Origin of the sequence: Arthrobacter sp. MYb224, from assembly GCF_002975455.1 — a bacterium.
Lineage (GTDB): Bacteria > Actinomycetota > Actinomycetes > Actinomycetales > Micrococcaceae > Glutamicibacter.
The window spans coordinates 190001-215317 of sequence record NZ_PCPU01000006.1 but is presented as its reverse complement, the minus strand read 5'-3'; the positions used below and the strand labels follow the sequence as shown (position 1 = coordinate 215317).

General features: G+C 58.1%; 23 protein-coding genes, 3 tRNA genes and 1 pseudogene. 9 read left to right on the top strand and 18 right to left on the bottom strand.

Going from position 1 to position 25317, the window contains the following annotated elements; translation table 11 throughout:
* Positions 1 to 3: 3 nt before the first annotated feature.
* The 5 genes from CQ017_RS13115 to pknB are packed head-to-tail and all read left to right on the top strand — an operon-like array spanning position 4 to position 7949.
* Positions 4 to 1401 (top strand): PP2C family serine/threonine-protein phosphatase, encoded by a 1398-nt coding sequence (locus tag CQ017_RS13115; protein WP_096282930.1) that lies wholly within the window; start codon positions 4 to 6, stop codon positions 1399 to 1401.
* Positions 1398 to 2786 carry an FtsW/RodA/SpoVE family cell cycle protein gene (locus CQ017_RS13110; protein WP_096282929.1) on the top strand — a complete coding sequence of 463 codons (1389 nt, stop codon included), beginning with the start codon at positions 1398 to 1400 and terminating at the stop codon, positions 2784 to 2786. The genes CQ017_RS13115 and CQ017_RS13110 overlap by 4 nt, the downstream gene beginning before the upstream one ends.
* A complete protein-coding gene (locus CQ017_RS13105) occupies positions 2783 to 4243 on the top strand; it encodes a penicillin-binding transpeptidase domain-containing protein (protein ID WP_105554068.1) in 1461 nt (486 codons plus the stop codon). The genes CQ017_RS13110 and CQ017_RS13105 overlap by 4 nt, the downstream gene beginning before the upstream one ends.
* Positions 4240 to 6036, top strand: coding sequence for a protein kinase (locus tag CQ017_RS13100; RefSeq protein ID WP_105554067.1), 1797 nt, complete (start codon positions 4240 to 4242; stop codon positions 6034 to 6036). Before CQ017_RS13105 ends, CQ017_RS13100 begins: the two co-directional genes overlap by 4 nt.
* The gene (gene pknB / locus CQ017_RS13095) at positions 6033 to 7949 is read left to right on the top strand and encodes a Stk1 family PASTA domain-containing Ser/Thr kinase (protein WP_105554066.1); all 1917 of its coding nucleotides are present in this window, start codon (positions 6033 to 6035) and stop codon (positions 7947 to 7949) included. The genes CQ017_RS13100 and pknB overlap by 4 nt, the downstream gene beginning before the upstream one ends.
* On the opposite strand, the gene CQ017_RS13090 is transcribed toward pknB, so the two are convergent.
* Genes CQ017_RS13090 through CQ017_RS13085 form a run of 3 tightly spaced genes read right to left on the bottom strand, consistent with a single transcriptional unit; the run spans position 7950 to position 9544 of the window.
* Entirely contained in the window at positions 7950 to 8594 is a 645-nt protein-coding gene (locus CQ017_RS13090) for an aminodeoxychorismate/anthranilate synthase component II (protein ID WP_105554065.1), read from the bottom strand.
* Complete coding sequence (locus tag CQ017_RS18155) at positions 8591 to 8758, bottom strand: hypothetical protein (RefSeq protein WP_181148310.1); 168 nt, start codon at positions 8756 to 8758, stop codon at positions 8591 to 8593. The genes CQ017_RS13090 and CQ017_RS18155 overlap by 4 nt, the downstream gene beginning before the upstream one ends.
* 9 nt (positions 8759 to 8767) lie before the next feature.
* Positions 8768 to 9544, bottom strand: coding sequence for a class E sortase (locus tag CQ017_RS13085; protein WP_105554064.1), 777 nt, complete (start codon positions 9542 to 9544; stop codon positions 8768 to 8770).
* A gap of 213 nt (positions 9545 to 9757) precedes the next feature.
* Between CQ017_RS13085 and CQ017_RS13080 the strand changes: the two genes are divergently transcribed.
* On the top strand, positions 9758 to 10015 hold the full coding sequence (locus tag CQ017_RS13080; RefSeq protein WP_096282923.1) for a cell division protein CrgA: 258 nt from the start codon (positions 9758 to 9760) through the stop codon (positions 10013 to 10015).
* Positions 10016 to 10018: 3 nt separating this feature from the next.
* Here CQ017_RS13080 and CQ017_RS13075 read toward each other — a convergent pair whose 3' ends face one another.
* Positions 10019 to 10336: a multidrug efflux SMR transporter gene (locus CQ017_RS13075; protein WP_105554063.1), complete on the bottom strand. Its 318-nt coding sequence runs from the start codon at positions 10334 to 10336 to the stop codon at positions 10019 to 10021.
* 82 nt (positions 10337 to 10418) lie between these two features.
* A complete protein-coding gene (locus CQ017_RS13070; RefSeq protein WP_181150553.1) occupies positions 10419 to 11303 on the bottom strand; it encodes an ArgP/LysG family DNA-binding transcriptional regulator in 885 nt (294 codons plus the stop codon).
* A 71-nt stretch (positions 11304 to 11374) separates the two neighbouring features.
* Between CQ017_RS13070 and CQ017_RS13065 the strand changes: the two genes are divergently transcribed.
* Positions 11375 to 11989 carry a LysE/ArgO family amino acid transporter gene (locus CQ017_RS13065; protein WP_105554061.1) on the top strand — a complete coding sequence of 205 codons (615 nt, stop codon included), beginning with the start codon at positions 11375 to 11377 and terminating at the stop codon, positions 11987 to 11989.
* 494 nt (positions 11990 to 12483) lie between these two features.
* Here the strand turns inward: CQ017_RS13065 and CQ017_RS13060 are convergent, their stop codons facing one another.
* Together CQ017_RS13060 and CQ017_RS13055 are read right to left on the bottom strand one after the other, a co-directional pair.
* On the bottom strand, positions 12484 to 13191 hold the full coding sequence (locus CQ017_RS13060) for a rhomboid family intramembrane serine protease (protein ID WP_181150552.1): 708 nt from the start codon (positions 13189 to 13191) through the stop codon (positions 12484 to 12486).
* Positions 13192 to 13439: 248 nt separating this feature from the next.
* The gene (locus CQ017_RS13055; protein WP_105554059.1) at positions 13440 to 13985 is read right to left on the bottom strand and encodes a peptidylprolyl isomerase; all 546 of its coding nucleotides are present in this window, start codon (positions 13983 to 13985) and stop codon (positions 13440 to 13442) included.
* 168 nt (positions 13986 to 14153) lie between these two features.
* Between CQ017_RS13055 and CQ017_RS13050 the strand changes: the two genes are divergently transcribed.
* On the top strand, positions 14154 to 14357 hold the full coding sequence (locus CQ017_RS13050; protein WP_105554058.1) for a hypothetical protein: 204 nt from the start codon (positions 14154 to 14156) through the stop codon (positions 14355 to 14357).
* Here CQ017_RS13050 and CQ017_RS18510 read toward each other — a convergent pair.
* The gene (locus CQ017_RS18510) at positions 14354 to 14860 is read right to left on the bottom strand and encodes a DMT family transporter (protein ID WP_308729562.1); all 507 of its coding nucleotides are present in this window, start codon (positions 14858 to 14860) and stop codon (positions 14354 to 14356) included. The two genes, CQ017_RS13050 and CQ017_RS18510, sit on opposite strands and share 4 nt — an antisense overlap.
* A gap of 24 nt (positions 14861 to 14884) precedes the next feature.
* Positions 14885 to 15202, bottom strand: a pseudogene (locus tag CQ017_RS18505) (EamA family transporter); the annotation flags it as partial.
* 972 nt (positions 15203 to 16174) lie between these two features.
* Here CQ017_RS18505 and CQ017_RS13040 point away from each other — a divergent pair.
* Positions 16175 to 17317, top strand: coding sequence for a glycosyltransferase family 1 protein (locus tag CQ017_RS13040; RefSeq protein ID WP_105554056.1), 1143 nt, complete (start codon positions 16175 to 16177; stop codon positions 17315 to 17317).
* 76 nt (positions 17318 to 17393) lie between these two features.
* Here CQ017_RS13040 and CQ017_RS13035 read toward each other — a convergent pair.
* The 9 genes from CQ017_RS13035 to recF form a co-directional block, all read right to left on the bottom strand.
* Positions 17394 to 17466 (bottom strand) — tRNA-Ala (locus tag CQ017_RS13035).
* Positions 17467 to 17565: 99 nt separating this feature from the next.
* A tRNA-Ala gene (locus CQ017_RS13030) sits at positions 17566 to 17638 on the bottom strand.
* 8 nt (positions 17639 to 17646) lie between these two features.
* Positions 17647 to 17766 carry a DLW-39 family protein gene (locus CQ017_RS18235; protein ID WP_217990318.1) on the bottom strand — a complete coding sequence of 40 codons (120 nt, stop codon included), beginning with the start codon at positions 17764 to 17766 and terminating at the stop codon, positions 17647 to 17649.
* Positions 17767 to 17797: 31 nt separating this feature from the next.
* A tRNA-Ile gene (locus CQ017_RS13025) sits at positions 17798 to 17871 on the bottom strand.
* A 118-nt stretch (positions 17872 to 17989) separates the two neighbouring features.
* A complete protein-coding gene (locus CQ017_RS13020; protein WP_105554055.1) occupies positions 17990 to 18604 on the bottom strand; it encodes a DUF3566 domain-containing protein in 615 nt (204 codons plus the stop codon).
* Positions 18601 to 21228 carry a DNA gyrase subunit A gene (gene gyrA, locus CQ017_RS13015; RefSeq protein ID WP_105554054.1) on the bottom strand — a complete coding sequence of 876 codons (2628 nt, stop codon included), beginning with the start codon at positions 21226 to 21228 and terminating at the stop codon, positions 18601 to 18603. Before gyrA ends, CQ017_RS13020 begins: the two co-directional genes overlap by 4 nt.
* 60 nt (positions 21229 to 21288) lie before the next feature.
* A complete protein-coding gene (gene gyrB, locus CQ017_RS13010; protein WP_219843944.1) occupies positions 21289 to 23286 on the bottom strand; it encodes a DNA topoisomerase (ATP-hydrolyzing) subunit B in 1998 nt (665 codons plus the stop codon).
* A 342-nt stretch (positions 23287 to 23628) separates the two neighbouring features.
* The gene (locus CQ017_RS13005) at positions 23629 to 24156 is read right to left on the bottom strand and encodes a DUF721 domain-containing protein (protein ID WP_105554053.1); all 528 of its coding nucleotides are present in this window, start codon (positions 24154 to 24156) and stop codon (positions 23629 to 23631) included.
* The gene (gene recF / locus CQ017_RS13000; protein WP_105554129.1) at positions 24149 to 25312 is read right to left on the bottom strand and encodes a DNA replication/repair protein RecF; all 1164 of its coding nucleotides are present in this window, start codon (positions 25310 to 25312) and stop codon (positions 24149 to 24151) included. Before recF ends, CQ017_RS13005 begins: the two co-directional genes overlap by 8 nt.
* Positions 25313 to 25317 lie beyond the last annotated feature (5 nt).

Below are 25317 nucleotides of genomic sequence, written 5' to 3'. Positions count from 1 at the left end.
CCAATGGCTTTAAAGTTTAAGTTCGCGGCGATGTCCGATGTCGGACGCGTGCGCAAAAAGAACGATGACTCCGCTTACGCGGGAGAATATCTTGCGGTACTCGCCGACGGCATGGGCGGACACGTCGGTGGCGATGTGGCCTCGGCATCCACCGTGCTAGATCTGGTGCATCTTGACCATCGATACACGGCAGACCCGCAAAATGCGCTTCCCGATGAAATTCAGGCGGCTAATCTGGTTCTCAACGAACTAGTGGGCGCGAACCCGAAGCTTTCGGGAATGGGCACCACCGTCACCTCGCTGTTGCTCTCTGGCCAGACCCTGCACATGGCGCACATTGGCGACTCCCGCGCATACCGGCTGAAAAACAACGAGTTTGAACAGATCAGCCGTGACCACACGTTCGTGCAGCGGCTTGTCGAAGAGGGGCGCATTCAACCCCACGAGGCGGAGACCCACCCGCATAAGAACGTGCTGTTGCGCGTGCTCGGCGATTCGGATGCCTCCCCCGAACTGGATGTGCAACAGCTCGAGGCAACCGCCGGCGAACGCTGGCTGCTGTGCTCCGATGGGCTAACCGATGCGGTAGCCGTGCCCATTATCGAACAAATCGTGCGTGGCACCGCAGATATGGATGCGGCCGTCAATGAACTGGTGGCCACGACCTTGCGCAATGGCGCCCCGGATAACGTCACGGTGGTGCTCTTTGAGCTGGTCGAGGTCGATGAATCCGAAGATGCCGAACCCTCGGTTCTCGAGCCGGCCCCGGATACCGGACAGCTGACCATCGCCGCCGAAGGCGATGTTGAGGCGAGCGCGTCGGTCCTGCGCCATGAAATTTCCCAGCGCCCCCACCTCCTGGTCGGAGCCGCGCAGCTTGCCACACAGACCGGGCAGATACCAGTGGTCACCCAGCACACCGGTGAGCGTCGCGCCGCCGCGTTGCTGACGCACCGCTCCCCTGCTGCCGGCGAAATCCTCGATCCGCTCGAGTCGCGGGTGCCGCACCGCCGTTGGATCATGCCATTGCTGCTGACCATGATCACCCTTTTGGTGATCGGGCTCGGGGTCTGGGGTTATCTGTGGACACAAACCCAGTTCTACGTTGGCGCTGTCGGAGATAAGGTCGCCATCTACAAGGGCGTACCGCAGGAGCTTGGCCCCATCTCACTATCCGAGGTTGATACGGTCAGCAATATCCCGCTCGAAGCCTTGCCAGAGTATTCGCGTCAACGAGTGGAATCTTCCATTCCGGCAGACAGCCTTGAACACGCAAGCATGATGATTCAAGAGTTGCTGGTGACAGCGAAACAGAATTGTCCGGTCTTGGCGCCAGGTACAGACGGTGCCAGCGACGACCTTCCACTTCCGCCAGCCTACTGTCAGGAGATCATGCGATGAGCGAACTGCACACCGCACCGGTTCCACGGCGCAACCTTGAGCTGGTCCTGTTGCTGCTGGCCTTGAGCGTCGGCGCCGCTGCCTTCTTCCTCGTCGGAAGTTCCTCGGACAGCGACGACACTAAAGACTTCTTTGTGCAGACCGGGGTTTTGGCTGGACTCGCGCTGTTGCTGCACATCATGCTGCGCATCTTCGCTAAATATGCCGATCCGGTAATACTTCCCATTACGGTGGCCTTGAACGCTCTTGGCCTGGCCATGATCCACCGTATTGACTTGGCCAAAACCACAAGTCAGTCGATGCGGCAGCTGCTTTGGACCGCCATCGCGGTCATCATCGCCGCCATCGTTCTGTGGGCGATTCGCGATCATCGAGTGCTTCGCCGATTCACCTATATCGCCTTGTTGGCATCCATTATCTTGCTGCTGCTGCCGATGATTCCCGGGTTCGGCGTGACCATTAACGGTGCCCGCATTTGGGTTCGGCTCGGCGCATTCTCGATGCAGCCCGGTGAGCTGGCAAAGATCACCTTGTCGATCTTCTTTGCCGGATATCTTTCCTCCAACCGAGATCTGATCTTGATGGCCGGGCGTAAAATCGGCCCGTTGCAATTGCCGCGCCGTCGCGATATGGCCCCGATGGTGGTGGCCTGGATCTTGTCCATCGGAGTGCTGGTGGTCCAGCGCGACCTAGGTTCCTCGATTCTCTTCTTCGGCCTGTTCATTGTGATGATCTATGTGGCTACCGCGCGCATCTCCTGGGTGCTGATCGGCTTGCTCATGGTCGCGGCCGGCGGTGTCTTCGCAGCCACCACGATGAGCCACGTGACCCGGCGCGTCGATGTTTGGCTAAATGCCTTCGACCCGGAGATCTACCAGGCCAGGGGCGGCAGCATGCAGATTGTCGAAGGGCTATTCGGCATGGCCGATGGTGGCCTCTTCGGCACCGGCTTAGGCGAGGGATCCCCATACCGGGTGCCGCTAGCGAACTCGGATATGATCATCGCTTCCTTCGGTGAAGAGCTCGGCCTGATCGGCCTGACGGCAATTATCCTGCTGTACATGCTGCTGATCAGCCGCGGTTTACGTGCCGCGTTGGGTTCGCGTGATACCTTCGGCAAGCTGCTTGCGGCGGGGCTGTCCTTCACCCTGGGGCTGCAGTGCATCGTCATCATCGGCGGCGTAACACGTTTGATTCCACTGACCGGTCTGGCCACTCCATTTATGGCTGCCGGCGGCTCCTCCTTGCTCGCCAACTGGATCATCATCTCCTTGCTGCTGATGATTTCGCATAACTCGCGCCGACCGATGACCGGCGGCGTGGGACCAACCGACGAGATTGCGACCCCGGGAGCCACGACCCCTAAGGCGGTGAAGAACGTATGAATCAAGCCATTAAGCGCGTCTGGATCGCGCTGACCATGATGTTTGTAATTTGCCTGGCGGGATTGAGCTACATCCAGTTCTTCAGCTCCGAGAAACTTGCCGAGAACTCGTTGAATAAGCGTCAGCTCTTCCGCGAGTTCGACCTGCCGCGTGGTGCCATTTTGGTCGATGGCAAGCCCATTGCCGAATCGGTACCCACCGACGACGGTCAATTCACCTATCAGCGTCGGTACAACGACCCCCAGCAGTACGCTCACCTAACCGGTTACTACTCCTTGGCCAATGGCAGCACACACCTGGAGTCAGAGCTCAATGACTGGTTGACCGGCAGCAGTTCCGACCTCGTCTTTGACCGGCTCACCGCGATGTTCACCGGACAGACCGCGGAAGGCGCATCGGTCGAGTTGACCATCGACGGGGAACTGCAAAAGCAGGCCTACGAGATGATTCCCGATGATTTAGAGGCCACAATTGTGGTGACAGATCCGAAAACCGGAGACATTCTGGCCATGGCTTCGAAGCCAAGCTACGATCCAAACGATCTGGCGGTGCATTCGACCTCTGCTGCGGCGGAGAACATGAAGGAGCTGACCAGCGTTTCAGGCCTCAGCCCTTACGTCAACCCGGCGATTGATACGCCTATCTGGCCCGGTTCGACCTTCAAGATCCTCAACGTTGTGGCGGCCCTGGAGTCTGGGGAATACGATCGAACCACAGAACTACAAAATCCGAATAGTCTCGACGTGGGCAGTGGACCACCGCTAACAAACTTCTCTGCGGGCATTTGCGATCGAAGGCCAACTGCCACACTGGACTTCATCTTCACGCAGAGCTGCAACACCCCGTTTGGTGCGATGCTTCTAGATCTCGGCGAGAAGCCGTTTTCCGACGTAGCCGAACGCTTTGGCTTTGGCCAGCAGCTTGAAATTCCGCTCTCCGTTCGCCCGAGCACATTCCCGGAAAACCGCACAAAGGATCAGTTTGCACGTGCTGTCATTGGCCAAGATGATACCAAGGCAACGCCCTTGGAAATGAACATGGTTGCCATGGCAATCGCAAATGACGGCGTCATCATGCAGCCAAATTTGGTCAAGAAAGTGGTTGCTCCTGATTTGCGTGTAATCGAAGAACCCAAACCGAAGGCGTTCTCGACGGCGACGACGCCCGAAATCGCTAACGAAGTTGCGGACATGATGGCCGGGCCGGTTGCTTCCGGCACGGCAATGAATGCACGCGTTCCGGGGGTCGATCTGCGCGCCAAGACCGGTACCGCGCAGACCGGGCGTGAAGACGCCAACGGAACTGCGTTGTTCAATTCTTGGATGACCGGCTTTGCCCCGGGAGACGATCCGCAGGTAGCGATCACTATCGCAATTCACGATGTACCTTACAACACCGGCCACAACACGGCCGGGTCACTGATGAAGAAGATGACAGAGGCGGTGTTCAACAAGTGAGGCCAGTAACGGGCACCACCTTGGGCGGTCGATACAAGCTGACCGACCGCATCGCGATCGGTGGCATGGGCGAGGTCTGGAAGGCACGAGACCAGGTTCTCGGGCGTCTAGTAGCGATCAAGATCCTTAAAGAGGAGTACACGGACAACGAGAGTTTTTTGACTCGTTTCCGCGTCGAAGCGCGCCACACGGCGCTGCTGAACCACTCGGGCATCGCCGGAGTCTTCGACTACGGCGAGGAGCAAGGCTCCGCCTACCTGGTCATGGAACTCGTTCCGGGCCCGCCGCTTTCGACGATCATCGAACGCGAGCGGAAGCTCGACGTGGACCGCACCTTGTCGCTGATCGCTCAAACCGCGCGTGCCTTGGCCGCAGCCCACGAGCACGGCTTGGTTCACCGCGACGTGAAGCCGGGAAATATCCTGGTCATGCCTACCGGCGTGGTGAAGATTACCGACTTCGGCATCGCACGTCTGGCCGACCAGGTCCCGCTGACCGCCACCGGACAGGTAATGGGCACCGCCCAGTATCTGGCCCCCGAGCAGGCTACCGGGCAGATCGCCACCGGCAGCTCGGATATCTACGCGCTGGGCGTCATCGGTTACGAATGCCTTGCAGGGCGTCGCCCTTTCACCGGTGAATCACAGATCGCCATCGCCTTGGCCCAGGTCAACGACGCGCCTCCGGCCTTGCCGGATTCGCTTCCGGCGCCAGTGCGCCAGCTGATCATGTCGATGCTCGCCAAGAACCCGGCAGACCGTCCGGCGAACGCCAACGCGTTGGCCGACGCCGCCGAAGCGCTGCGCAAGGGGGACACCAACACCGCGACCATCTCCGTGCCCGGCATGCTGATCACCGGTGTGCAAGATGATGCCACCCAGGCGCTGAACATCGATGATGACGCCACCCGCGCGGTGACCCCGGTCGAAACCGCTCCGCCAATGACCGACGCCATGCCGACCGTAGTGGCACCGGCCGAAGCCGGGCTAGCCGCCGCAGGCTATGATGACGAAGGCTTCGACGAGCATCAGATAGACCGTCAAGACGACTATGCCGAGGAGAAGCGCAACCCGTGGATCATTCCATTGGTGGTTGTCATCGTCCTGGCCGCGCTCATCGCCCTCGGCGCTTGGCTGATTCCCAAGATCAATTCTTCAAATGAGGAGCCGACCGTTCCGCCGGCTAGTACCACGGCCTCTGTGGAAAGCTCCGAGCCGAGCGAGGAAACCACCGAGCCAAGCGACGAGACCAGCGAACCTAGCGAGGAGACCACCGAATCAAGCGAAACAGCCCAGTTCGTCACCGTGCCCTCCGGCTTGGTCGGTCAGGACATCGACACGGTGACCAGCGAGTTGAATTCGCTCGGATTGGAAGTAGCTGCCACGGCCACGGAAACTTCTGAGGCCGAGCCGGGCGAAGTCTTGTCGGTTTCCCCGACCGGCAGCGTTGAACCAGGTTCCACCATCAACGTCAGCTATGCCAAGGCTCCCGAAATGACCGAGGTTCCCGCGGTAACCGGCATGAGCTATGAGGCAGCGCAGAAGCTGTTGCAGGACTCCGGACTCGCCGTGACTAAGGGTGGGGAGGAGTACGACTCCTCCGTAGCGGGCACGGTGCTGAAGCAGACCCCTGTCGAAGGCACCCAGGTCACCCCAGGTTCGCGTGTCTCCTTGGTACTTTCCTTGGGCCCAGAGCCTGAGGAAACCCCCTCGTCGACGCCTAGCACCACACCAACGTCAAGCCCCACCGATTCACCAGCACCAGAAGAAACAGGCACAAGCGAAGCACCATGAGTGAATTTGATGCATTGCCGCCAGGCTTGCCCCGGCTAATCGCCGACCGCTACGAAATTCACTCGTTGATCGGCCGTGGAGGCATGGCCGACGTTTATTTGGCCACCGATCATACGCTCGCGCGTAAGATCGCGGTGAAGGTCCTGCGGCACGACACAGCGGATAATCCGATGGTGGTCAATAGATTCCGTCGCGAGGCGAAATCGGTAGCCGGGCTGAGCCACCCAAATATCGTCGCAGTGTATGACACCGGTGAACTGCCGGCTACCGAACGCAGCAATTCCACCTCTCCGTATATCGTCATGGAATATGTTTCCGGACGAACCTTGAAGCAGGTACTGAGCGAAGAGCAAGTCGACGAACAGTATGCGGTCGAACTAATTCGCGGCGTATGCGATGCGCTAGATCATTCGCATATGAAAAATGTGGTGCACCGCGATATCAAACCGGCCAACATCATGTTGACCGATGAGGGCCACGTGAAACTCATGGACTTCGGGATCGCCCGAGCCATGGACACCTCAGCGACGATGACGCAGACCGCCGCGGTGGTTGGCACCGCGCAGTACTTCTCTCCCGAACAAGCGCGTGGTGAGTTGGTGGACTACCGTTCGGATATTTACTCCGCCGGTTGCCTCTTCTACGAGTTGATCACCCATCAGCCTCCTTTCACCGGGGACTCCCCAGTTTCAGTCGCCTACCAACATGTCGGCGAGAGCCCCGTTCCGCCGAGTGAGGTCAACAGCTCCCTGCCGGAAATCTATGACCCGGTGGTGCTCAAATCCCTGGCCAAGGAACGGGATCAACGCTTCCAGTCCGCCGGAGCCTTTGCCGCGGCCCTGGAAGATGCGCAAAACGGAATTGAATACCGAGATGAGTCGGCCACGATTCTCGCCGCTACCGTGCCCTTCTACGAGCGTGCAGAAGACAGTTCCCCACCTCGACACCCGGTCACCAGCGAGCACCCGGTCTTTTCCTCCCGTTCAGATGCTAGGGAGACCGAGCCCCGGGAGCATCGGTCGAATCGTGGCTTGATTTGGTTGTTGACCATCATCGCCTTGATCGCCGTGGGCATCGCCAGTTTCCTGGTCATTCGATCCCTGCAGGCGGAGGCAGAACAGCGCGCGCCAGTGGCAGTTCCCGAGGTTAAGAACCTCTCCGAGGAGGATGCGACGCGATTGCTGAATGATGCGACCTTCAAGGTGAACGTCGAACATGAATTCAGCGACGACATTGACGAGAATAAGGCCACGCGCACCGACCCGAATGACGGGACGGATCTTCCCAAGGACTCCACCGTGAAGCTTTTCATCTCCGATGGATCCGAGGATCGGGTTATCCCTGAGTCCTTGGAGAACCAATCCGAGGTAGCTGCCCGCGATGCAATCCGCGAAGCAGGGCTGGTCGTAGGCGAAGTTAGCCGTGAAAACCACCCGAGCATCCCTACCGACTGGGCGATTGGTACCAGCCCTGAACTCGGCTCGAAGGTCAAGGCGGGCTCGACCGTTGACCTGATTCTTTCAACGGGTATGGTCAAGGTTCCAGACGTCACCGGGATGAGCCGCGATGAAGCGGAAAAGGCACTGACATCAGATGACGTCGGACTGCGCGCACAGTTCGTTGAAGTCGAAAGCGATGAAGAGCCAGGCACCCTCTTCTTGCAAGATCCTGTCGCCGGAACGGACGCCCCCCAGGGATCGCTAGTGAAGGTATCAGAAGCGATTAAACGAGCCGAGCCCACTCCCAGTGAAACTCCTACGTCTTCGGAACCTACCGATGATTCGGAAGAATCCGAGGAAACTGACGAGCCAGAAGAAGCTACTTCTCCGACGCCGGAATCTTCAAAGCCTCCTCAGTCCACACGTGGACCGGGGAATGGAAATGGCCGAGGCAGAGGAAACCAAGAGGGGTAACTACTCGCCGCTAAATAGTGGACTAAGGGTTGCGGCTTTGCCGGCCGCGCCCTGCAGACCTACGAACTCCAACCAGTTGCCGAGCATCTGGTAGCCCTGTTCGGTGAGCACGGATTCGGGATGGTACTGCAGCCCCCACAGCGGCGCGCTGCGATGCGCCAACCCCATGATGACTCCCCCGGCGGTCTGCGCGATAATTTCCAAAGACTCCGGGATGCTCTCGCGTATGGCAGCGAGCGAATGGTAGCGCGTGGCGGTAAATGGATTAGCCACGTCCTTGAAAACCGGATGGTTTTCATGGCTGACCAATGAGGTCTTTCCATGCATCAGCTCTTCGGCATGCGTAACCGTGCCTCCATAGGCTTCGGCTAGGGCCTGGTGGCCCAAGCAGACGCCGAGCATCGGCTTGGCGTGCGTACCGCACCATTTGATCAGGTCGATGCTCACTCCAGCTCCAGCAGGATCCCCTGGTCCGGGAGAAATCAGTACACCGTCGTACTCGGAAGCAAGTTCGGTCGCCTGCTCGAGGCTGATCATGTCATTGCGGTACACGGTGGTTTCCGCGCCGAGCTCTTGAAGATAACCGACGAGGGTGTAGACGAAGCTATCGTAATTGTCGATTACGAGGATCTTGATGGTACTCACAGGGTTATCTGGCCAATCGTAGAGTCGGTAAACGGGCTGTATTGCGACAGCCATGGGAAAACATACACCATCAGCAACAACACGACCGCGGCGATCAGGATCAATGCCTCAATAATGCGTAACCACACCGGTCCTGGCAGATTTCGAAAAATCCATGCGTACATTATTTCTCCCTAGCTTGTGGCGTCTGCAACGAGTTCCCGAATTTCCTTGGGCGGGCCGGCATCTAGTGGGCGCCAATCGGTCAGCTCGGAATAGGCAATGATGCGTTCACGAGTGCTAAATGGTGGGTGGCAGCTGGTCATCGTGAGAATTGATTCCGTGGGCTCAACGCCCCACTGATGGGGCGTTGGAAGCAGAACGTCGCCATTGGACGGAGCAACGATTTCAGTGTCAAACCAGGTGTAGGTGTAATAGCCTTCCTTGGTTTGCAAGTAGACATGGTCCCCATTATCCAATTTATCGATATCCCAAAAGACCTGCCCGTGGGTTTGGCGATGAGCGGCGACCGCAAAATTTCCTTTTTCTCCCGGCAACTGGGTATTCGGATAGTATCCGATTCCGAGATTATCGATCACGGAGCTCTGCACACCGTAGCTCACCGGATGGTGAGTCCCGTCTTTACCGAAGGTTGGGAAGTACATGATCCCGAAGGTGTCCCCCGGAGCAGCTTCGGCCGTCGGCGCTGGACCGTAATCGATATCCTCTTCTTCTTCGACGCCTTCTTCGGGAATCACCACATCGCCTAGGTCTTGAACTAGGTTTTGTGTGACTTCTTTCTGGGCATTTGCAGAATCGATATTCGTCCACCAGAGTTCCCAGACGACATATAGCATCAGGACGATGCCCAAGGTAATGAGCAGTTCACCGAGGAATCCAGTGACCCTGCCTCCGACAGTTTGCTTTTCACGGGCCATTCTTCGCCCGGGCGCGGACGCTACACGATTCACTACGGTGATGCTCCTTTGGGCGATCGGGCACTAAAAGTCGGGTGAACTTCCGTGAACCGTAAATCAATGGACAACGCACATTACGGCTAGTATGGAATCTACGCAGGAAATCGATGCGATCGTTCGTTCATTACCTGCCCCAAGCCTACCGGGAAGACCTGAGAGTCTCCCACATTTACTACACTATGCGGATGAAGCCGAGGGAGCGTTCTAGTGCCAGAGTCTAAGCCACGACGCAAGAACAAAACACAGTCCCAGCAGACAGCACAAGGCGCCCATGCGGTGGATAAGCCCATGCCTAGCTGGTACAAGCCAGTGATGTTCGGCTTGATGCTGCTGGGATTGGTCTGGATTATTGTCTATTACATTTCGCAGACACTATTCCCAATCCCTAGTATTGGCGGTTGGAACATTGTCATCGGCTTTGGCATTGCCATGGTCGGCTTCTTCATGACGACTGGCTGGAAATAGCGTTTAGTGACTGACGGCTTTAAGCCCGATTACGCAGCCGATCAGCCCCACGATAAAGAACACTTTCAGTGCTGAGAATGCTTCTTGACCGGTCGCTATTGAATAGATGACAGTCAGAGAAGCCCCAATCCCCACCCAGACCGCATAAGCGGTTCCGGTGGGGATTTCTTTCATTGAGTAGGCTAGCCCGCCCATTGAAATCACTAGCGCAGTGAAAAAGATAATTGTTGGGACGAGTTTTGTGAGCCCGGAGCTCATCCCCAATGCTGTAGCCCAAACCGCTTCAAAAAGCCCCGAGATCACGAGAATTAGCCAATACATGCCAGTTACCTTACTGGCCGTCTTAGCTGTCGTTCCGGGTACGGCTCCCTCGTCCGGGAGTGGGCTTGCTGCCGACTCCCCCTCAGATTAGCAAATCGAGCCCGTTTTGCTCTGCGGCGTTGAGCAATATGGACCCGAGCCGGTCAAGCGCAGGTGAATCCACCGACCAGCGCTGCCAGTACAAGGGGACGTCGATGAACCAACTATCGTCGAGTACCTTCAGCTCCGGCGCTAAGCACAATTGTTGCTCAGGCACCATTCCCCAACCCATGCCGGCGCGTATTGCATGGACAAACTGCGAAGAATCCGGGACGTAATAAATAGTTCCAGTAGGTCGCTTCTTTGAGCTGTCAATACGCTCAAGCATTTGGTGCTGGAGCGGGTCTTCTCGATCAAAAAGTACTATCGGCATTTGCGACAGATCCTGGGCAGTCCACGTGCTCAGTAAGTTTGGCGCGGCGACCGCACGGTATCGCATAGCCCCCAGTCGTTGGACGGAACATCCCTGCGCTACTTCCGGGCTGTTAGTCACCACGCCACTGACCCGTCCGGTGCGTAGAAGTTCCATGGTGAGATTTTCGTCGGTGCGTAGAATCTCGCAGCTAAGTTGCGGCCACCGAGTCAGTTCGGTGAATACGGGAGCAAACCAGGTCGCAAGAGAATCGGAATTTACGCCGATCGAGAGCGTTATTTTGCCCTGTAGCACCTCGTCTCGCATGAGTTCGTGGCTGAACTCTGTGCCCAACAAGGAAATCTGTCTAGCATAGCGCAGAACTCTTGCGCCCTTCTCCGTTGGTTTAACTGGCCGACTGCGCACCAGCAATATTGAACCGAGTCGACTTTCCAAGGCTTTTATACGTTGGCTGATTGCGGACGGCGTCACTCCAAGGTCGATAGAAGCATCGTCAAAGCTGCCTGAATCCACCACCGCAAGAAGAGTATCTAGGTGCTCGAGATCAAGATTCACATTAGAAATACTAATGCAGCATCAGTTTTTTAAGTTCGACAGCGAAGAAGGGTTTCTTTTACGGTTACCCCATGATCCACACGTCAGCAATCCTCGGCTTCTCCACAGGGCTTTCGCTAATCATTGCCATCGGAGCTCAGAACGCCTTTCTTCTTCGCCAAGGAATCAGACGAGAACACGTACTACTGACGGTATGCATCTTCGCTCTGTCAGACATTTTGCTGATCCTTGCAGGCGTGTCCGGGATCGGGGCCATCATTGAGCGTGCACCGTGGATTCTGATTTATGCGAGGGTAGGTGGGTTCATCTTCCTTGCTTGCTATGCAATGTTCGCGCTACGCCGGGCAATTTCTCCGGGTGTTCTGAGTACATCGAAGTCCTCGGCGCCGACCGCCAGGCTATCCGTCGTACTAGCCACGTTGGCGTTGACCTGGCTTAATCCGCATGTATATGTGGATACCGTGCTGTTGCTAGGCTCGGTGGCGGTCACGCAGGGTGAGGGGAAATGGCACTTCGCCGGTGGTGCGATAGCCGCCAGCATTACCTGGTTTGTCGCGCTTGGCTACGCCTCAAGGTTCTTAGCCCGAGTGTTCTCCAGCGCCAAGTCTTGGCGCGTACTTGACGGGATCATCTGCGTTTTCATGGCCACTTTTGCCGTCTTGCTAGTACTGCCGCTTTTTGGCTAGGCCCGTCAGATATCCACAGCATTAACAGCTTATCCACACGCCCTGTGGAGAACGGTCGCGTTCACTTGTTCACAACTTTATCCACAGGTGTGGATAGTGCTGCAACTACTTGTACAAACCAAATAAAATGCCTAGTCAAAGTCGAATAGCAACCGTGGAATCACATGGTTGTAAGTTATTAACACTGTGGATTACTCGTGTGGATATCTTGCCCGCATCGAGGATATCCCCAGAATTTTCCGATTCGCTTAAAAATTCGAACAAGTGATCCCACCACTGGCGCACCTTCGTAGCCACGCTATCTACAGGCCCTGTTTAAAAGTTATCCACAAATGTGGGTAAAGCTGTGCGTATTCAATACCTCGGATGGCATATCCGCGGAAGTTCAGTGGTTTCGGGGGAGGGGGATTGACCTCTAAGGGTGAGTTACACGGGTGTAAGTTATTAACAGTGTGGATAAATTGTGTGGATAACTCGGGCCTAGAGAATTCGAACTAGCCCATCGGCCATTTGACCGCTGCCGCGGAAAGATATATCGCCAAGGCAACAAGTATCGTCATAATCCCCAGCAAAGTGAACTGAATCTTCGAACGTTGTGGATTACGTGGCACCAGGACGATGCAGGCAGCAGCTAGCGCGCCAATCACGGCGCCACCTAGATGTCCTTGCCAGGAGATCCCCGCTACGACGAAGCCGAGCACTACATTTAGCGCCAGCACGATACCCATTTGCCGCAGGACTTGCTTGTTGGTGCGGAAGACCACGAAGAGGGATAGGAATAGTCCCGCCAGTGCCCCCGAAGCGCCCAAGGTGGCGCTCGACGCGGGGCTAAGCAACAGGATCCCCAGTGAGCCGCCTAGAGCGCTGAGCAGATACAACCAGCCGAAGCGGGCCCGCCCTAAGCGAGGCTCCAGGAATACACCACAGAGGTAAACCCCGTACATGTTCATTGCTAGGTGGAAAATGGATCCAGTTGAGTGAGCGAATGCGCTAGTGATCAGGCGCCAGGGCTCCCATCCAGCCAAGGCGGGCACCAGCCACATATTCTCGGTGGTTCCCGGGATGACCCACTGGGCAATATAGGCCACGACGTTGAGTGCGATCAACGAATAAGTGATAATCGGGGCGCCTTGGCGTGCTCGTGCGCCGAATTCGGTGCGCTGTGTAGGAATGTTCCTGTTTGCTTCGTTGACGCATTCCACGCACTGTACTCCGACCGGCGCAGGAACCTGACAGCGTGGGCACACCGGGCGACCACAGCGGGTGCATGACACATATGAGATCGTTTCGGGGTGCCTAAAACAGGTGGGGGCGGTTTGGCCCGCGGGAGTCACTTGACCGTAAGACATCTATTTCAACCTTGATCTCATTAGCGCGTTTATCTGTTAAATACGTCGGCTCCGGCGACTCCACTAGGGAATCACCGGAGCCGACGTCGGTAAAGAGGGTGTTACAGGGTCTCGATATCTACCGAGTTGATAACAACATCTTCCGCTGGCTTGTCACGGCCGTCAGTGGCAACTGCGTTCAGCGCGTCGACGATCTTGCGTGATTCGGCTTCGGTCACTTCACCGAAAATGGTGTGCTTGCCCTGCAACCATGCGGTTGGGACGGTGGTGATGAAGAACTGGGAACCGTTGGTTCCACGGCCCATGCGGATACCGGCATTTGCCATGGCTAGCTTGTATGGCTCGTTGAAGTTCAGTTCTGGGTGGATCTCGTCATCGAACTGGTAGCCTGGGCCGCCGAAGCCCTGACCCAGTGGGTCGCCACCCTGAATCATGAAGTCCGAGATGATGCGGTGGAAGATGGTCCCGCTGTATAGCGGGGTGTTGGTCTTCTTGTCACCGGATTCTGGATGTACCCATTCCTGCTCACCGGTCGACAAGCCAACGAAGTTCTTTACGGTCTTCGGGGCGTGGTTGCCGAAAAGATCGACGACGATGTCGCCCAAAGTAGTGTGAATCGTGGCTTTATGCGTTGCGTTTGCGGTCATGGCTTTATTCTCCCATGAGTAGGGGCGAGGCCGCCAAAGCTGGGGTACGCGTTGAGTGAAACATTTGCGCGATTATCCGAGCGCGTCTGTTGAACACTGGCCTCGCATCAGCTAACTGCCTAGTCTGGACGTAGCTGGTAACGAAAATTGATTCATTAGGGAGTAACCATGAGCAAGAAAAGTGCAGCAGGAAAACTTTTGGCATTCGGCGTGTTCGTCGGACTCGTGGCCTTAGGCGTAGCCATGTGGAAGGCTTCAAGGCCCGTTGAGGACCCTTGGGAAAACGAACCAAAAATCGCAGAGCCGCAGCAACCTGTTGAATCTCGCGAAGCGAATGTCGCCGAAGTCCAAAATCTTATCTCCGAGGACTAAACCTCAAGTTTGGGCTTCGCCTGCCCACGCACTACTAGAACAAGTCCCACCAGAATAATCCCTAAACCCAGATAGGTCCCGACAGGAACCACCTGACCTAGGAGCAAAGCCGCGAGCAGGGCAGCGCCTGGAATCTCCAACAAGATCAAGGTCGAAACCGTCAACGGACCGAGAACACTCAACAAATGGTTCATCGCTGTATGCCCAAATAACTGTGCGCACACCGTCAGCAAGATGATCCCCAGCCAACCCCAGGCATCAAATCCCCAGAGCGGTTGGCCTGTAAACAAGCACATCAGTAGCAGCAAGATCGCGGTGACCGCATAGCAGATCGAGGTGTACCTGGACGTCGTCATGGTGCGCCGTGCCGCTGCGCCGGCGAAGGTATAAATAGCTGCAAGGATGCCACCGGCCAGTGCTAAGAGGTCTCCGAAGAATGCGGTGCGCCCCTGCCCCAAGTCGAATCCGGTGATCGTCACTACTCCTAGAATCGCGACGCTCATACCGATAATTACCGGGGAGCGGTAGCGAACTCCGCGCAGGGATTGAAACAAAGCTATCCAAACGCCCTGAATGCAAACTAGGGCGGTTGCCGCTGCGACGCTGGTCATTCGGACGGCAAACATGAAACACACAAAGTGCAGGGCAAGCGCGCCGCCGGCCACGAGAAGATAAAACCATTCGCGGCGAGTGAATTGCAGGTACGCCCGAGGATTCTTCCTGATGGAAGGTGCGGCAAGAATGAGGGCCGCTGCCGCATTGCGCCAGAAGGCCATGGACATCACCGGGACGCTGGGAAATGCCGCGATGATGGGGCCAGATGCTGAAATGCCGAGTATTCCCACCGCGGCCAATAAGAACGTCACCGGCTAAGTTTACAAGTTTGGGGTCACTGCCTTGAACCGTGACTGAAGCCAGCCCGCAAAGATTCGTATTTATATATACGGATTTATGCATACACGCAACTCAAATGCCTATATATCGATTTATTCGCCCCTCATAAGAAGCAAATATGCCGCCATCGAAGACCCAATAATTTGCGCCACACTGAAAATACCGCGCCGGGAATTCTGGATTCCAAGGCGGTAGTCGGACTGATTGCTTCGGGTCCCTCTAGCAATTCAGCAATCCCTTAGCCAACGGCCAGCCCCAAGCAGTTGTGCACAATCCCCGTGAACAAGACTAATAAGCCAGCGACTCGGATAGGTCCAGCACATAGGGCGACGATAATCGGGGCGGCAAAGGAAATGGCGAAACATGAAATCCGTGGCAAGCGGGCAGCCTCGCTGGAACTGGCTTATGCAAGAACATCCGAAGCAGCAGGCCGCAGGTCACCGGGATCGGTACGATCCTAACGACGGTTCTGGCCATCATGCCAGGGACTACCGGCAGGTGCTGTCCGGCGAACCAGCTGGCTACATTTGTCATCGCCACCGGCCAACCAAGCAATGGCACCACCGGAAGCGGCGATTCGAATTCCAAAGCGAAGTCAGGAAGTGACAAGGAGCGACCCTGCGGAACATGTTGGCCATGAGCAGCGGATTGATCCACAAATTCAATTCGAGCAAGCACCCGGGGAAACCGGCCGCCTAAGCCGCCATGCCGAAGAAGTATCGGGAAACGCGAAACCGCGAGTCGAGAGTCTCGAGCTACTTTCTGTTCACCTCCATGATCCATGTTCGGCGGCTGCTTAGGTAGAGACTCCTTCGATATTTTTTCGGGGATATGACTCCCTGGCGAATGGCCGAAGCTAGAAGTTAATGAACGCTGTAGGGCACGTTAAGCTCGGCGTTACCCCGAAACCGCAGTATGGAGATGTGAAGGTTGCTATCGTTGCTGAATCGTTCCTGCCCCACGTCAATGGGGTCACCAACTCGGTCCTAAGGACCCTCGATCATTTGGCCCTCACCGGCCATAGCGCGGTGGTTATCACCCCGGCGGGCTCACTGTCCGGTGAGCTCAAGGGCCATAGCGTGCCACGGACGTACAAGGGATTTCCGGTAATCACCGTCCCTTCAGTAGCCATGGTCAGATATCCAGAAGTGCGTTTAGCCGCCGGAGGCTCAGGCCGGCTCAAAAAAATTCTGGCCAAGGAAGCTCCCGACGTAGTTCACCTGGCAAGTCCTTTCCTCCTGGGCTGGCGTGCCTTGCGCGCCGCGCAGGAATTGGATATCCCGACGCTGGCGATGTATCAAACTGAAGTGCCGACCTACGCGGCTCGTTATAAGATGCCATGGCTCACCGAGAGGCTCTGGGAACACGTCAGAGCCATTCACACGGCCGCGGACCTCACGCTGGTGCCAAGTTCCTTTTCTCGGCGTCAGCTCGAATCTCTGGGCGTCACACGGCTCGCGTGGGGGCGCAGGGGAGTAGACACCGTTCAGTTCACACCAGAGCGTCGCGATATTAAGTTCCGTACGGCTATCGCACCCAATGGTGAACGCATCATTGGCTATGTGGGTCGCCTGGCCGCAGAGAAGCAGGTGGCAGATCTTCGAGTGCTCAATTCGCTGCCGAACACCCGAATCGTGGTGGTTGGTTCCGGGCCTTTGGAAGACGAACTACGCAACGCGTTGCCCGATGCCCACTTCACCGGCTTCCTCTCGGGTACCCGTCTAGCGGAAGTCATTGCATCCTTTGATGTGTTCGTTCATCCGGGCGCCTCGGAAACTTTCTGCCAAACCATCCAAGAAGCCATGGCTTGTGCTGTGCCGGTCGTAGCGGTGGGCAGGGGAGGGCCACTGGATTTAGTGGATTCCTCGCGCACAGGGTGGCTTTACGCCCCGGGAGATCTCAATGAGCTTCGCGCCCGGGTGAGCGACCTCATTTACGATGATGCCAAGCGGCTGGCATTTGCTCGAACCGCCTATCTGAGCGTGCAAGAGCGCACGTGGTTCAGTATCGGTGAACAATTGCTCGGCCATTACAAGAATGTGATGCGTGCTCGCGTCAGCCAGTAGTCGCATCGTTTGTTTCGTGGCTCTTGGGTAAAGCGAAAGGGCGGAAAGCTGATTGCTTTCCGCCCTTTTCATTCTGTGGAGCCTAGGAGATTCGAACTCCTGACATCCTGCTTGCAAAGCAGGCGCTCTACCAACTGAGCTAAGGCCCCGTATTCTATTATCGAAAGATTTTCACTTTCCGAGGAATTCACACCTCGTCTTTGGAAAAGAATTGGCGGAAAGCTTCTGCTTTCCGCCAATCTAACCTGTGGAGCCTAGGAGATTCGAACTCCTGACATCCTGCTTGCAAAGCAGGCGCTCTACCAACTGAGCTAAGGCCCCGAAAAGCGTTAGGAAACCTTGTCGGTTACCTGTTGCCAAGTTTCCTTGATTTCCGAAGAATCCTTCACCTTCTTGATTAGGACTACCGCAGCAGCCGCAATCGTCCCGAGAATCAGGAGCTTTTTCATTCTACCCTCTTTCTCGCCGGTAAGGATTCCGTGGGCGTACCTGGACTTGAACCAGGGACCTCTTCGTTATCAGCGAAGCGCTCTAACCGCCTGAGCTATACGCCCTTACCTTTTTCATTCCCTTCGGAACGAAATAAAACTTTACCGGGGTTTGCAAGAAGATACAAATCGAGCCCGGGTGTCATGCATCACAGCACGAAACCCGGGCTCGACTAGCACGTTCTTAGTCGTCCGTGAGGGTAACTCCGACGCCGCCAACGAGCGAGGAGGCAATGTTGTACAACACCGCTCCGAGCATCGAGAGCACGGAGATCACCACGACGTTGATCACCGCGATGATCGTTGCGTACGAGGCTACCTGGCCCAGCGAGACGACATCTCGCAGGTCGAAGGTTCCCTCGGCACCGATTGCGTCACGCATCAACTGATTGAAGGAATCGAAGGTTCCGGTCAAATCCAGCAGTGCCCAGATTGCCACGGATGCCACCACGGTGATCACACCGAAGGCTACCGATAGCAGGAAGGCAAGTTTGAGTACCGAGAACGGTTCAACCTTCGAAGCAAGCAGCCGCGCCTTGCGCACCTTCGCCTTCGGTGCGGGGCGGACGAGGCGTTCCTGCGACTGGGTTGGGCGCTGCTGACCGGTTCCCGGGCGCGGTGCCCCGGCGGCTGGGCGCGGTGCTCCGGCAGCTGGGCGCTGCTGGCCGGTCGGCGCCGGTCGGGCGCCGGTCGGACGGTTGCCATTCGAGGTTGGCGCTGGGCGCTTTACCTGGGTAGGTCGCGGCGCTGCGCTCTTCGGGGCGCTGCCACTTGGGCGAGGCGTCGAGGGCGTGCTCATGCGTTACCTCCGTTATCGGTGTCATCGCTCTGTGCGTCCGAAGCGATTTCAGGCACAGCAGATGACTCATCTGTCATGTTTTCTGAATTCAACGTTACGGCATCTTCCTCCAAGTTCTCTTCGAGCTCCGTCTCAGAGTTCTTGGCAACCGCAATAATATGGTCCTTCTTATCGGGCTTCGCAAAGATCACGCCCATGGTGTCGCGGCCCTTGGAAGGGACCTGCGAAACTGCCGAGCGGACGACCTTGCCCGAGGCCATCACCACGAGCACCTCATCGCTGTTGTCGACGATCAACGCACCGACCAATTCGCCGCGTTCCTCGTTGAGTTTAGCGACCTTAATGCCCAAACCACCGCGTGATTGCACACGATATTCTTCGACCGTGGTGCGCTTCGCATAGCCCTCGTTGGTGACGGTGAAGACGAAGGAGTCCGCGCGGACCACCTCGGCGGCGAGCAGTTCGTCGTGCTCGCGGAACTTCATTCCGGTCACCCCGGAGGTGGCGCGGCCCATCGGACGCAGCGCCGTATCGGTCGCGGTGAAGCGCACCGACTGGCCCTTGCGTGAGACGAGCATCACGTCATCTGATTCGCTAACGAGCTGCGCGGAGACCAATTCGTCATCCTCGCGCAGGTTGATGGCGATCACACCGGCGGTGCGGTTGGTGTCGTAATCCTCCAGCCGGGTCTTCTTCACCAGGCCGTTGCGGGTGGCGAGCATCAGGTACTCGGCATCCTGGTAGGTGCGCAGATCCAGCACCTGGGCGATGTGCTCGTCGGGCTGGAAGGCCATCACGTTGGCCACGTGCTGCCCCTTCGCGTCGCGTCCTGCTTCGGCCAATTCGTAGCACTTGGTGCGGTACACCCGGCCATGGTTGGTGAAGAACAGCAGGTAGTTGTGCGTGGAGGTCACGAAGAAGTGCTCCACCACGTCGTCCCCGCGCAGGTTGGCACCCTTGATGCCCTTGCCGCCGCGCTGCTGCGAACGGTAGTTGTCGATACGGGTGCGCTTCACGTAGCCGCCGCGGGTGATGGTGACGACCATTTCCTCTTCGGGAATCAGGTCTTCGACGTTCATATCACCGTCGAATCCCATGAGCACCTTGGTGCGGCGGTCATCGCCGTGCTTGTCCACGATCTCGGCAAGTTCTTCCGAGACGATGGTGCGCTGGCGCTGCGGATCGCCGATGATCTGCTTGAACTCGGTGATCATCGTTTCCAGTTCGGCGTGGCGATCCTGGATTTTCTGGCGTTCCAGGGCGGCCAGCCGGCGCAACTGCATGTCGAGGATGGCCCGGGACTGGGCCTCGTCGATGTCCAGCAGTTCCATCAGCCCGTCGCGGGCTGCCTCGGTGGTGGAGGACCGGCGGATCAACGCGATCACCTCGTCCAAGGCATCCAGGGCCTTGAGCAGGCCGCGCAGGATGTGGGCCTCTTCTTCGGCCTTCTTCAGCCGGTACTTGGTGCGGCGCACGATCACTTCGATCTGGTGGGTCACCCAGTGGCGGATGAAGCCATCCAGCGGCAGGGTGCGCGGCACCCCGTCGACGATCGCGAGCATATTCGCGGAGAAGTTCGACTGCAGTTCGGTGTGCTTGTAGAGGTTGTTCAGCACCACCTTGGCCACGGCGTCGCGCTTGAGCACGATCACCAGGCGCTGGCCGGTGCGGCCGGAGGTCTCGTCGCGCATATCGGCGATGCCGGCGATCTTGCCGTCGCGGACCAGCTCGGCGATCTTCACCGCGAGGTTATCCGGGTTCGCCATATACGGCAGTTCGGTGACAACCAGGCAGGCGCGCCCCTGGATTTCCTCGACGTTGACCACGGCGCGCATGGTGATCGAGCCGCGGCCGGTGCGGTAGGCATCCGAAATGCCCTTGGTGCCCAGGATCATCGCGCCGGATGGGAAGTCCGGGCCCTTCACCCGCTGCATCAGCGCGGCAAGCAGTTCTTCGCGGGTGACCTCGGGATTCTGCAGGTACCACTGCACGCCCTCGGCGACCTCGCGCAGGTTATGCGGCGGAATGTTGGTGGCCATGCCGACCGCGATCCCCGAGGAGCCGTTGACCAGAAGGTTCGGGAACCGTGCCGGCAGCACCGTTGGTTCCTGGTTCTTGCCGTCGTAGTTGTCCTGGAAATCAACGGTGTCTTCGTTGATGTCGCGGACCATTTCCATGGCCAGCGGGGCCATTTTGGTTTCGGTGTAACGCTGGGCGGCGGCGCCATCGTTGCCCGGGGAACCGAAGTTGCCCTGGCCCAAAGCCAGCGGGTAGCGCATGACCCAGTCCTGGATCAGCCGGACCAGCGCATCGTAGATCGCGGTGTCGCCGTGCGGGTGGTACTGGCCCATGACCTCGCCAACCACGCGGGCGCACTTGTTGTACGAACGCTCGGGGCGGTAGCCGCCGTCGTACATTGCGTACAGCACGCGGCGGTGCACCGGCTTCAGCCCGTCGCGCACGTCGGGCAGCGCACGGCCCACGATCACGGCCATCGCATAGTCAAGGTAGGACCGCTGCATTTCGGTCTGCAGATCGATCTGGTCGATCTTGTCGTGGCCCTCAAGTGCGGGCACGATTTCCCCGTCCAACGGTTCGTTCCCCGGGGTTTGCTCGTCGCTCATTTCATCCCTTTACAAGTCAAAATTCGTTACTGGTTATCGTTTCGCTGCGCGGAGCGCGCGTTAGATATCCAGGAAGCGCACGTCCTTGGCGTTCTGCTGAATGAAGTTGCGGCGGGACTCTACGTCCTCGCCCATCAGCACGGAGAAGACCTCGTCCGCGGCGGCCGCATCGTCCATGGCCACCTGGCGCAGAACACGATGGGCCGGATCCATGGTGGTGTCCCACAGCTCCGAGTAGTCCATCTCGCCCAGGCCCTTGTAGCGCTGGATGCCGTTTTCCTTCGGGATGCGCTTATTCGCGGCGGCGCCCTTGACCAGGGCGTCATCGCGTTCGCGGTCCGTGAAGACGTACTCGTGGGCCGCGTTGGTCCACTTGATGCGATACAGCGGCGGGCTGGCCAGGTACACGTAGCCGTGTTCGATCAGCGGGCGCATGAAGCGGAAGATCAGCGTCAGCAGCAGCGTGGTGATGTGCTGGCCGTCGACGTCGGCGTCGGCCATCAGCACGATCTTGTGATAGCGCAGCTTGGCCATGTCGAACTCTTCGCCGATGCCGGTGCCGAAGGCGGTGATCATCGCCTGCACCTCGGCGTTGCCCAGCGCGCGGTCCAGGCGGGCACGCTCGACGTTCAGGATCTTGCCGCGCAGCGGCAAGATGGCCTGGGTGTGCGGGTCGCGTCCACGCTTGGCCGAGCCGCCTGCGGAGTCACCCTCGACGATGAACACCTCGCACTCGGCGGGGTTCTTCGAGGAGCAGTCCGAGAGCTTGCCGGGCATGCCGAAGGATTCCATCGGCGACTTGCGGCGCGCATTGTCGCGCGCCTTGCGGGCCGCCATGCGGGCCTGGGAGGCGAGCTGGGCCTTGCGGATGATATCGCGGGCCACGTTCGGGTTGCGCTCGAACCAGTCGCCCAGTTCGTCGTTGACCACACCATGGACGAAGCCACGGGCCATCGAGTTGCCCAGCTTGGTTTTGGTCTGGCCTTCGAACTGCGGTTCGGAAAGCTTCACCGAAAGCACCGCCGTCAACCCTTCGCGGGCGTCATCCCCGGAGAGGTTGTCGTCTTTCTCGCGCAGGATCTTGTTATCGCGGGCGTACCGGTTGAGCAGCCCGGTCAGCGCCGCGCGGAAGCCTTCTTCGTGAGTTCCGCCTTCATGGGTGTTGATGGTGTTCGCGTAGGTGTGCACCGATTCCGAGTAGGCGCTGGTCCACTGCATGGCGATTTCAACGCTGATGCCGCGGGCGGTGTCTTCGGCCTCGAAGGCGATGACCTCCTCGTGGACCAGCTCGACCTTCTTGGCGGAGTTCAGGTGCTTGACATAGTCCAGCAGGCCGTCCTTGTACAGGTAGTCGACCACGCGGGGCTTGACTACCTGGTTCTCACGCTCTTCCTCGACCTCTGCTTCGACCTCTTCGACGACGCGCTCGTCGGTCAGGCGGATACGCAATCCCTTATTCAGGAACGCCATCTGCTGGAAGCGGGCACGCAGGGTTTCGAAATCGAACTCTACGGTCTCGAAGATCTCCGGGTCCGGGTAGAACGTCTGGGTGGTGCCGGTGACGTCGGTTTCTTCGCCCTTGGTCAGCGGCTGCGTGGTGACCCCACCGTTGGCAAAGGAAATCCGCCAGGCATGGCCCTTCTGGCGAACCACGGTATCGACGCGGCGCGAGAGGGCGTTGACCACGGAAATGCCCACACCGTGCAAACCGCCGGAAACCGCGTAGCTGCCTCCGCCAAATTTGCCGCCGGCGTGCAGGATTGTCATGACGACCTCTACGGCAGGTTTGCCTTCGGTTGGGTGCATGTCGGTGGGAATGCCACGTCCATTGTCCTCGACACGGACACCACCATCGTCCTGCAAGGTGATGTCGATGGTGTCGCAGTAGCCTGCCAATGCCTCATCGACGGAGTTATCGACGACCTCGTATACCAGGTGGTGCAGGCCTCGTGGACCGGTGGAACCGATGTACATGCCCGGACGTTTGCGTACCGCTTCGAGTCCTTCGAGGACGGTAATGTCCTGGGCGCCATAGGTGTGTTCGACTTTGGAAGTCATCGATTCCGCGGGTACTTGGCTTTCGGCCGGTTCCTGCGGTGAAGCGTTTTCGGTAGACACTTGTGCTACGAACTCCTCGAATTTGGCGCGCGATTCCCTGCCGCTCCTGAGTGAGGTGCGTATCAAGAAATCATGGTCGGGTGCAACGAGCGCAGGGCGTACCTGCACAACGCGCATTCACTACCGCTAATTCTACCGCGTTTAGCAAAATATATAGGGATCCTGAAGCTCAAATCGGCTGTAGCAGCCACAGAACCGTCTCTCTGAGCGGTTGAGGGCGATCCGGTGAGGGGGGAGTCAGCCACCGGGTCCGTTAGAGCGCCATATGCCGTGCCAGCATTTTTAGCCGTAGGTGTCTCGCGGTCCACGTCCGGCGACCGAACGCATTCCGTGCCGCCACGATGGAGCGTTGGGCCCCAGAACCTTGATGACAGTCACGATCCCAGGGCCTAGTTCGGCATCGATTTTCTTCAAAATTTGATGGCTGAGTAGGCGTAACTGCGTGGCCCAGGAAGTTGAATCGCAGCGCACGACGACGACCGTATCTTCAAAGGATTCTGGTTTGCAGTGCGCCGCAACGTTTTCTCCGACAAGTTCTGCCCACCGGCCAAGTACCGAACCGACGGCGACTTGCGTATTCCAGCCACGGGATTTGGACATTCTGTTGACGATTTCGCCGATGGCATGCGGGTCACGGGCAGATCCTTCGCTTGCGGTGCCCTTGGGAGCGGCAAATCCGCGACGAGCGGCCTGCCGTTTCTTCACCCGCTCCATTCGGGCCGCATCGATTCTCGGCTCTCCGCGTTCCTCGGCAAGCTTTCGCATGCGATTGAGCAGCGCCTTGGCTGAGTCGAGCTCTTCCTCAGACATCGCTGACCTGGCCGGGGCTGACTTGGAAAAAATGCCCCTTCAAAGCTTCGGGGACATCGGCGGCAACCGCGGCCGTGACAAGAACTTGTTCGGCACCGGACACAATATGAGCCAGCCTGTCTCGTCGAGTCGCATCCAGCTCAGCAAAGACATCATCGAGGATCAGGATTGGACCCGAGCCGGTTCGCGGATCGTCATCGCCAAAGACTCGGTAGGCTGCCAAACGCAAAGCGAGCGCAAACGACCAGGTTTCGCCATGTGAGGCGTAGCCCTTCGCCGGGGTCGCCCCCAAGGTCAAGGTCAGATCGTCGCGATGCGGGCCGAAGAGAGAAATTCCGCGATCCAATTCACGTGATCGGTTTGCCTCGATGGAATTCAGCAACAATTCCCGAATCTCGTCCTGGGCCATTGCCTCGAGATCGTTGGCGGGAAGCGAATTCTCATCGTTCTCTCCCTCGAGCGAGGAGCGATAGATTGCACCGGCGTGCTTCTTGCCATCGGCGAGGTCCGCATAGGCGGCCTCCATGTACGGACGCAGCAGCGCCAAGACGTTCAGCCGTCCCCGGATGAGGCGTGCCCCGCAGTTCGCAAGCTGCATGTCCCAAGCCTGCAGGGTACTTTCCTGCGAGGAATTCAATTTGGATTTCCCGCGGATCGATTTGAGCAACGCATTGCGCTGCTTCACGATTCGCTCGTAGTCGTTTTTGGTGCCGGCTTCGATGGGCCGCAGGGAGATGAGCATCTCGTCCAGGAAGCGGCGACGGTTCGAGGGGTCGCCCTTGATCAGGGCAAGGTCCTCGGGAGCAAACAGGACGGTTCGAACGAGTCCAAGAATTTCACGTGCTCGCACCGGATTGGCCCGATTGATTCGGGCACGGTTGATCTTGCCGCTGGTAATTTCGACCTCGAGCGAGGAGGTCTGGGAACCGCGGTGCAAGGTGCCGCGGATCAGTGCTCGTTCGGACCCGAATTGAATTAATGGGGCATCGCTACTGACCCGGTGCGAGGAAAGATTCGCTAGATAGCCGACGGCCTCAACAATGTTGGTTTTGCCCACACCGTTGGGGCCGACCAGTACATTAATGCCCGGGGCAAGTTGCACGTCGGCCTGCACGTACGAGCGAAAGCTCGTGAGGGAAAGCTGCGAGATATACACCGAGA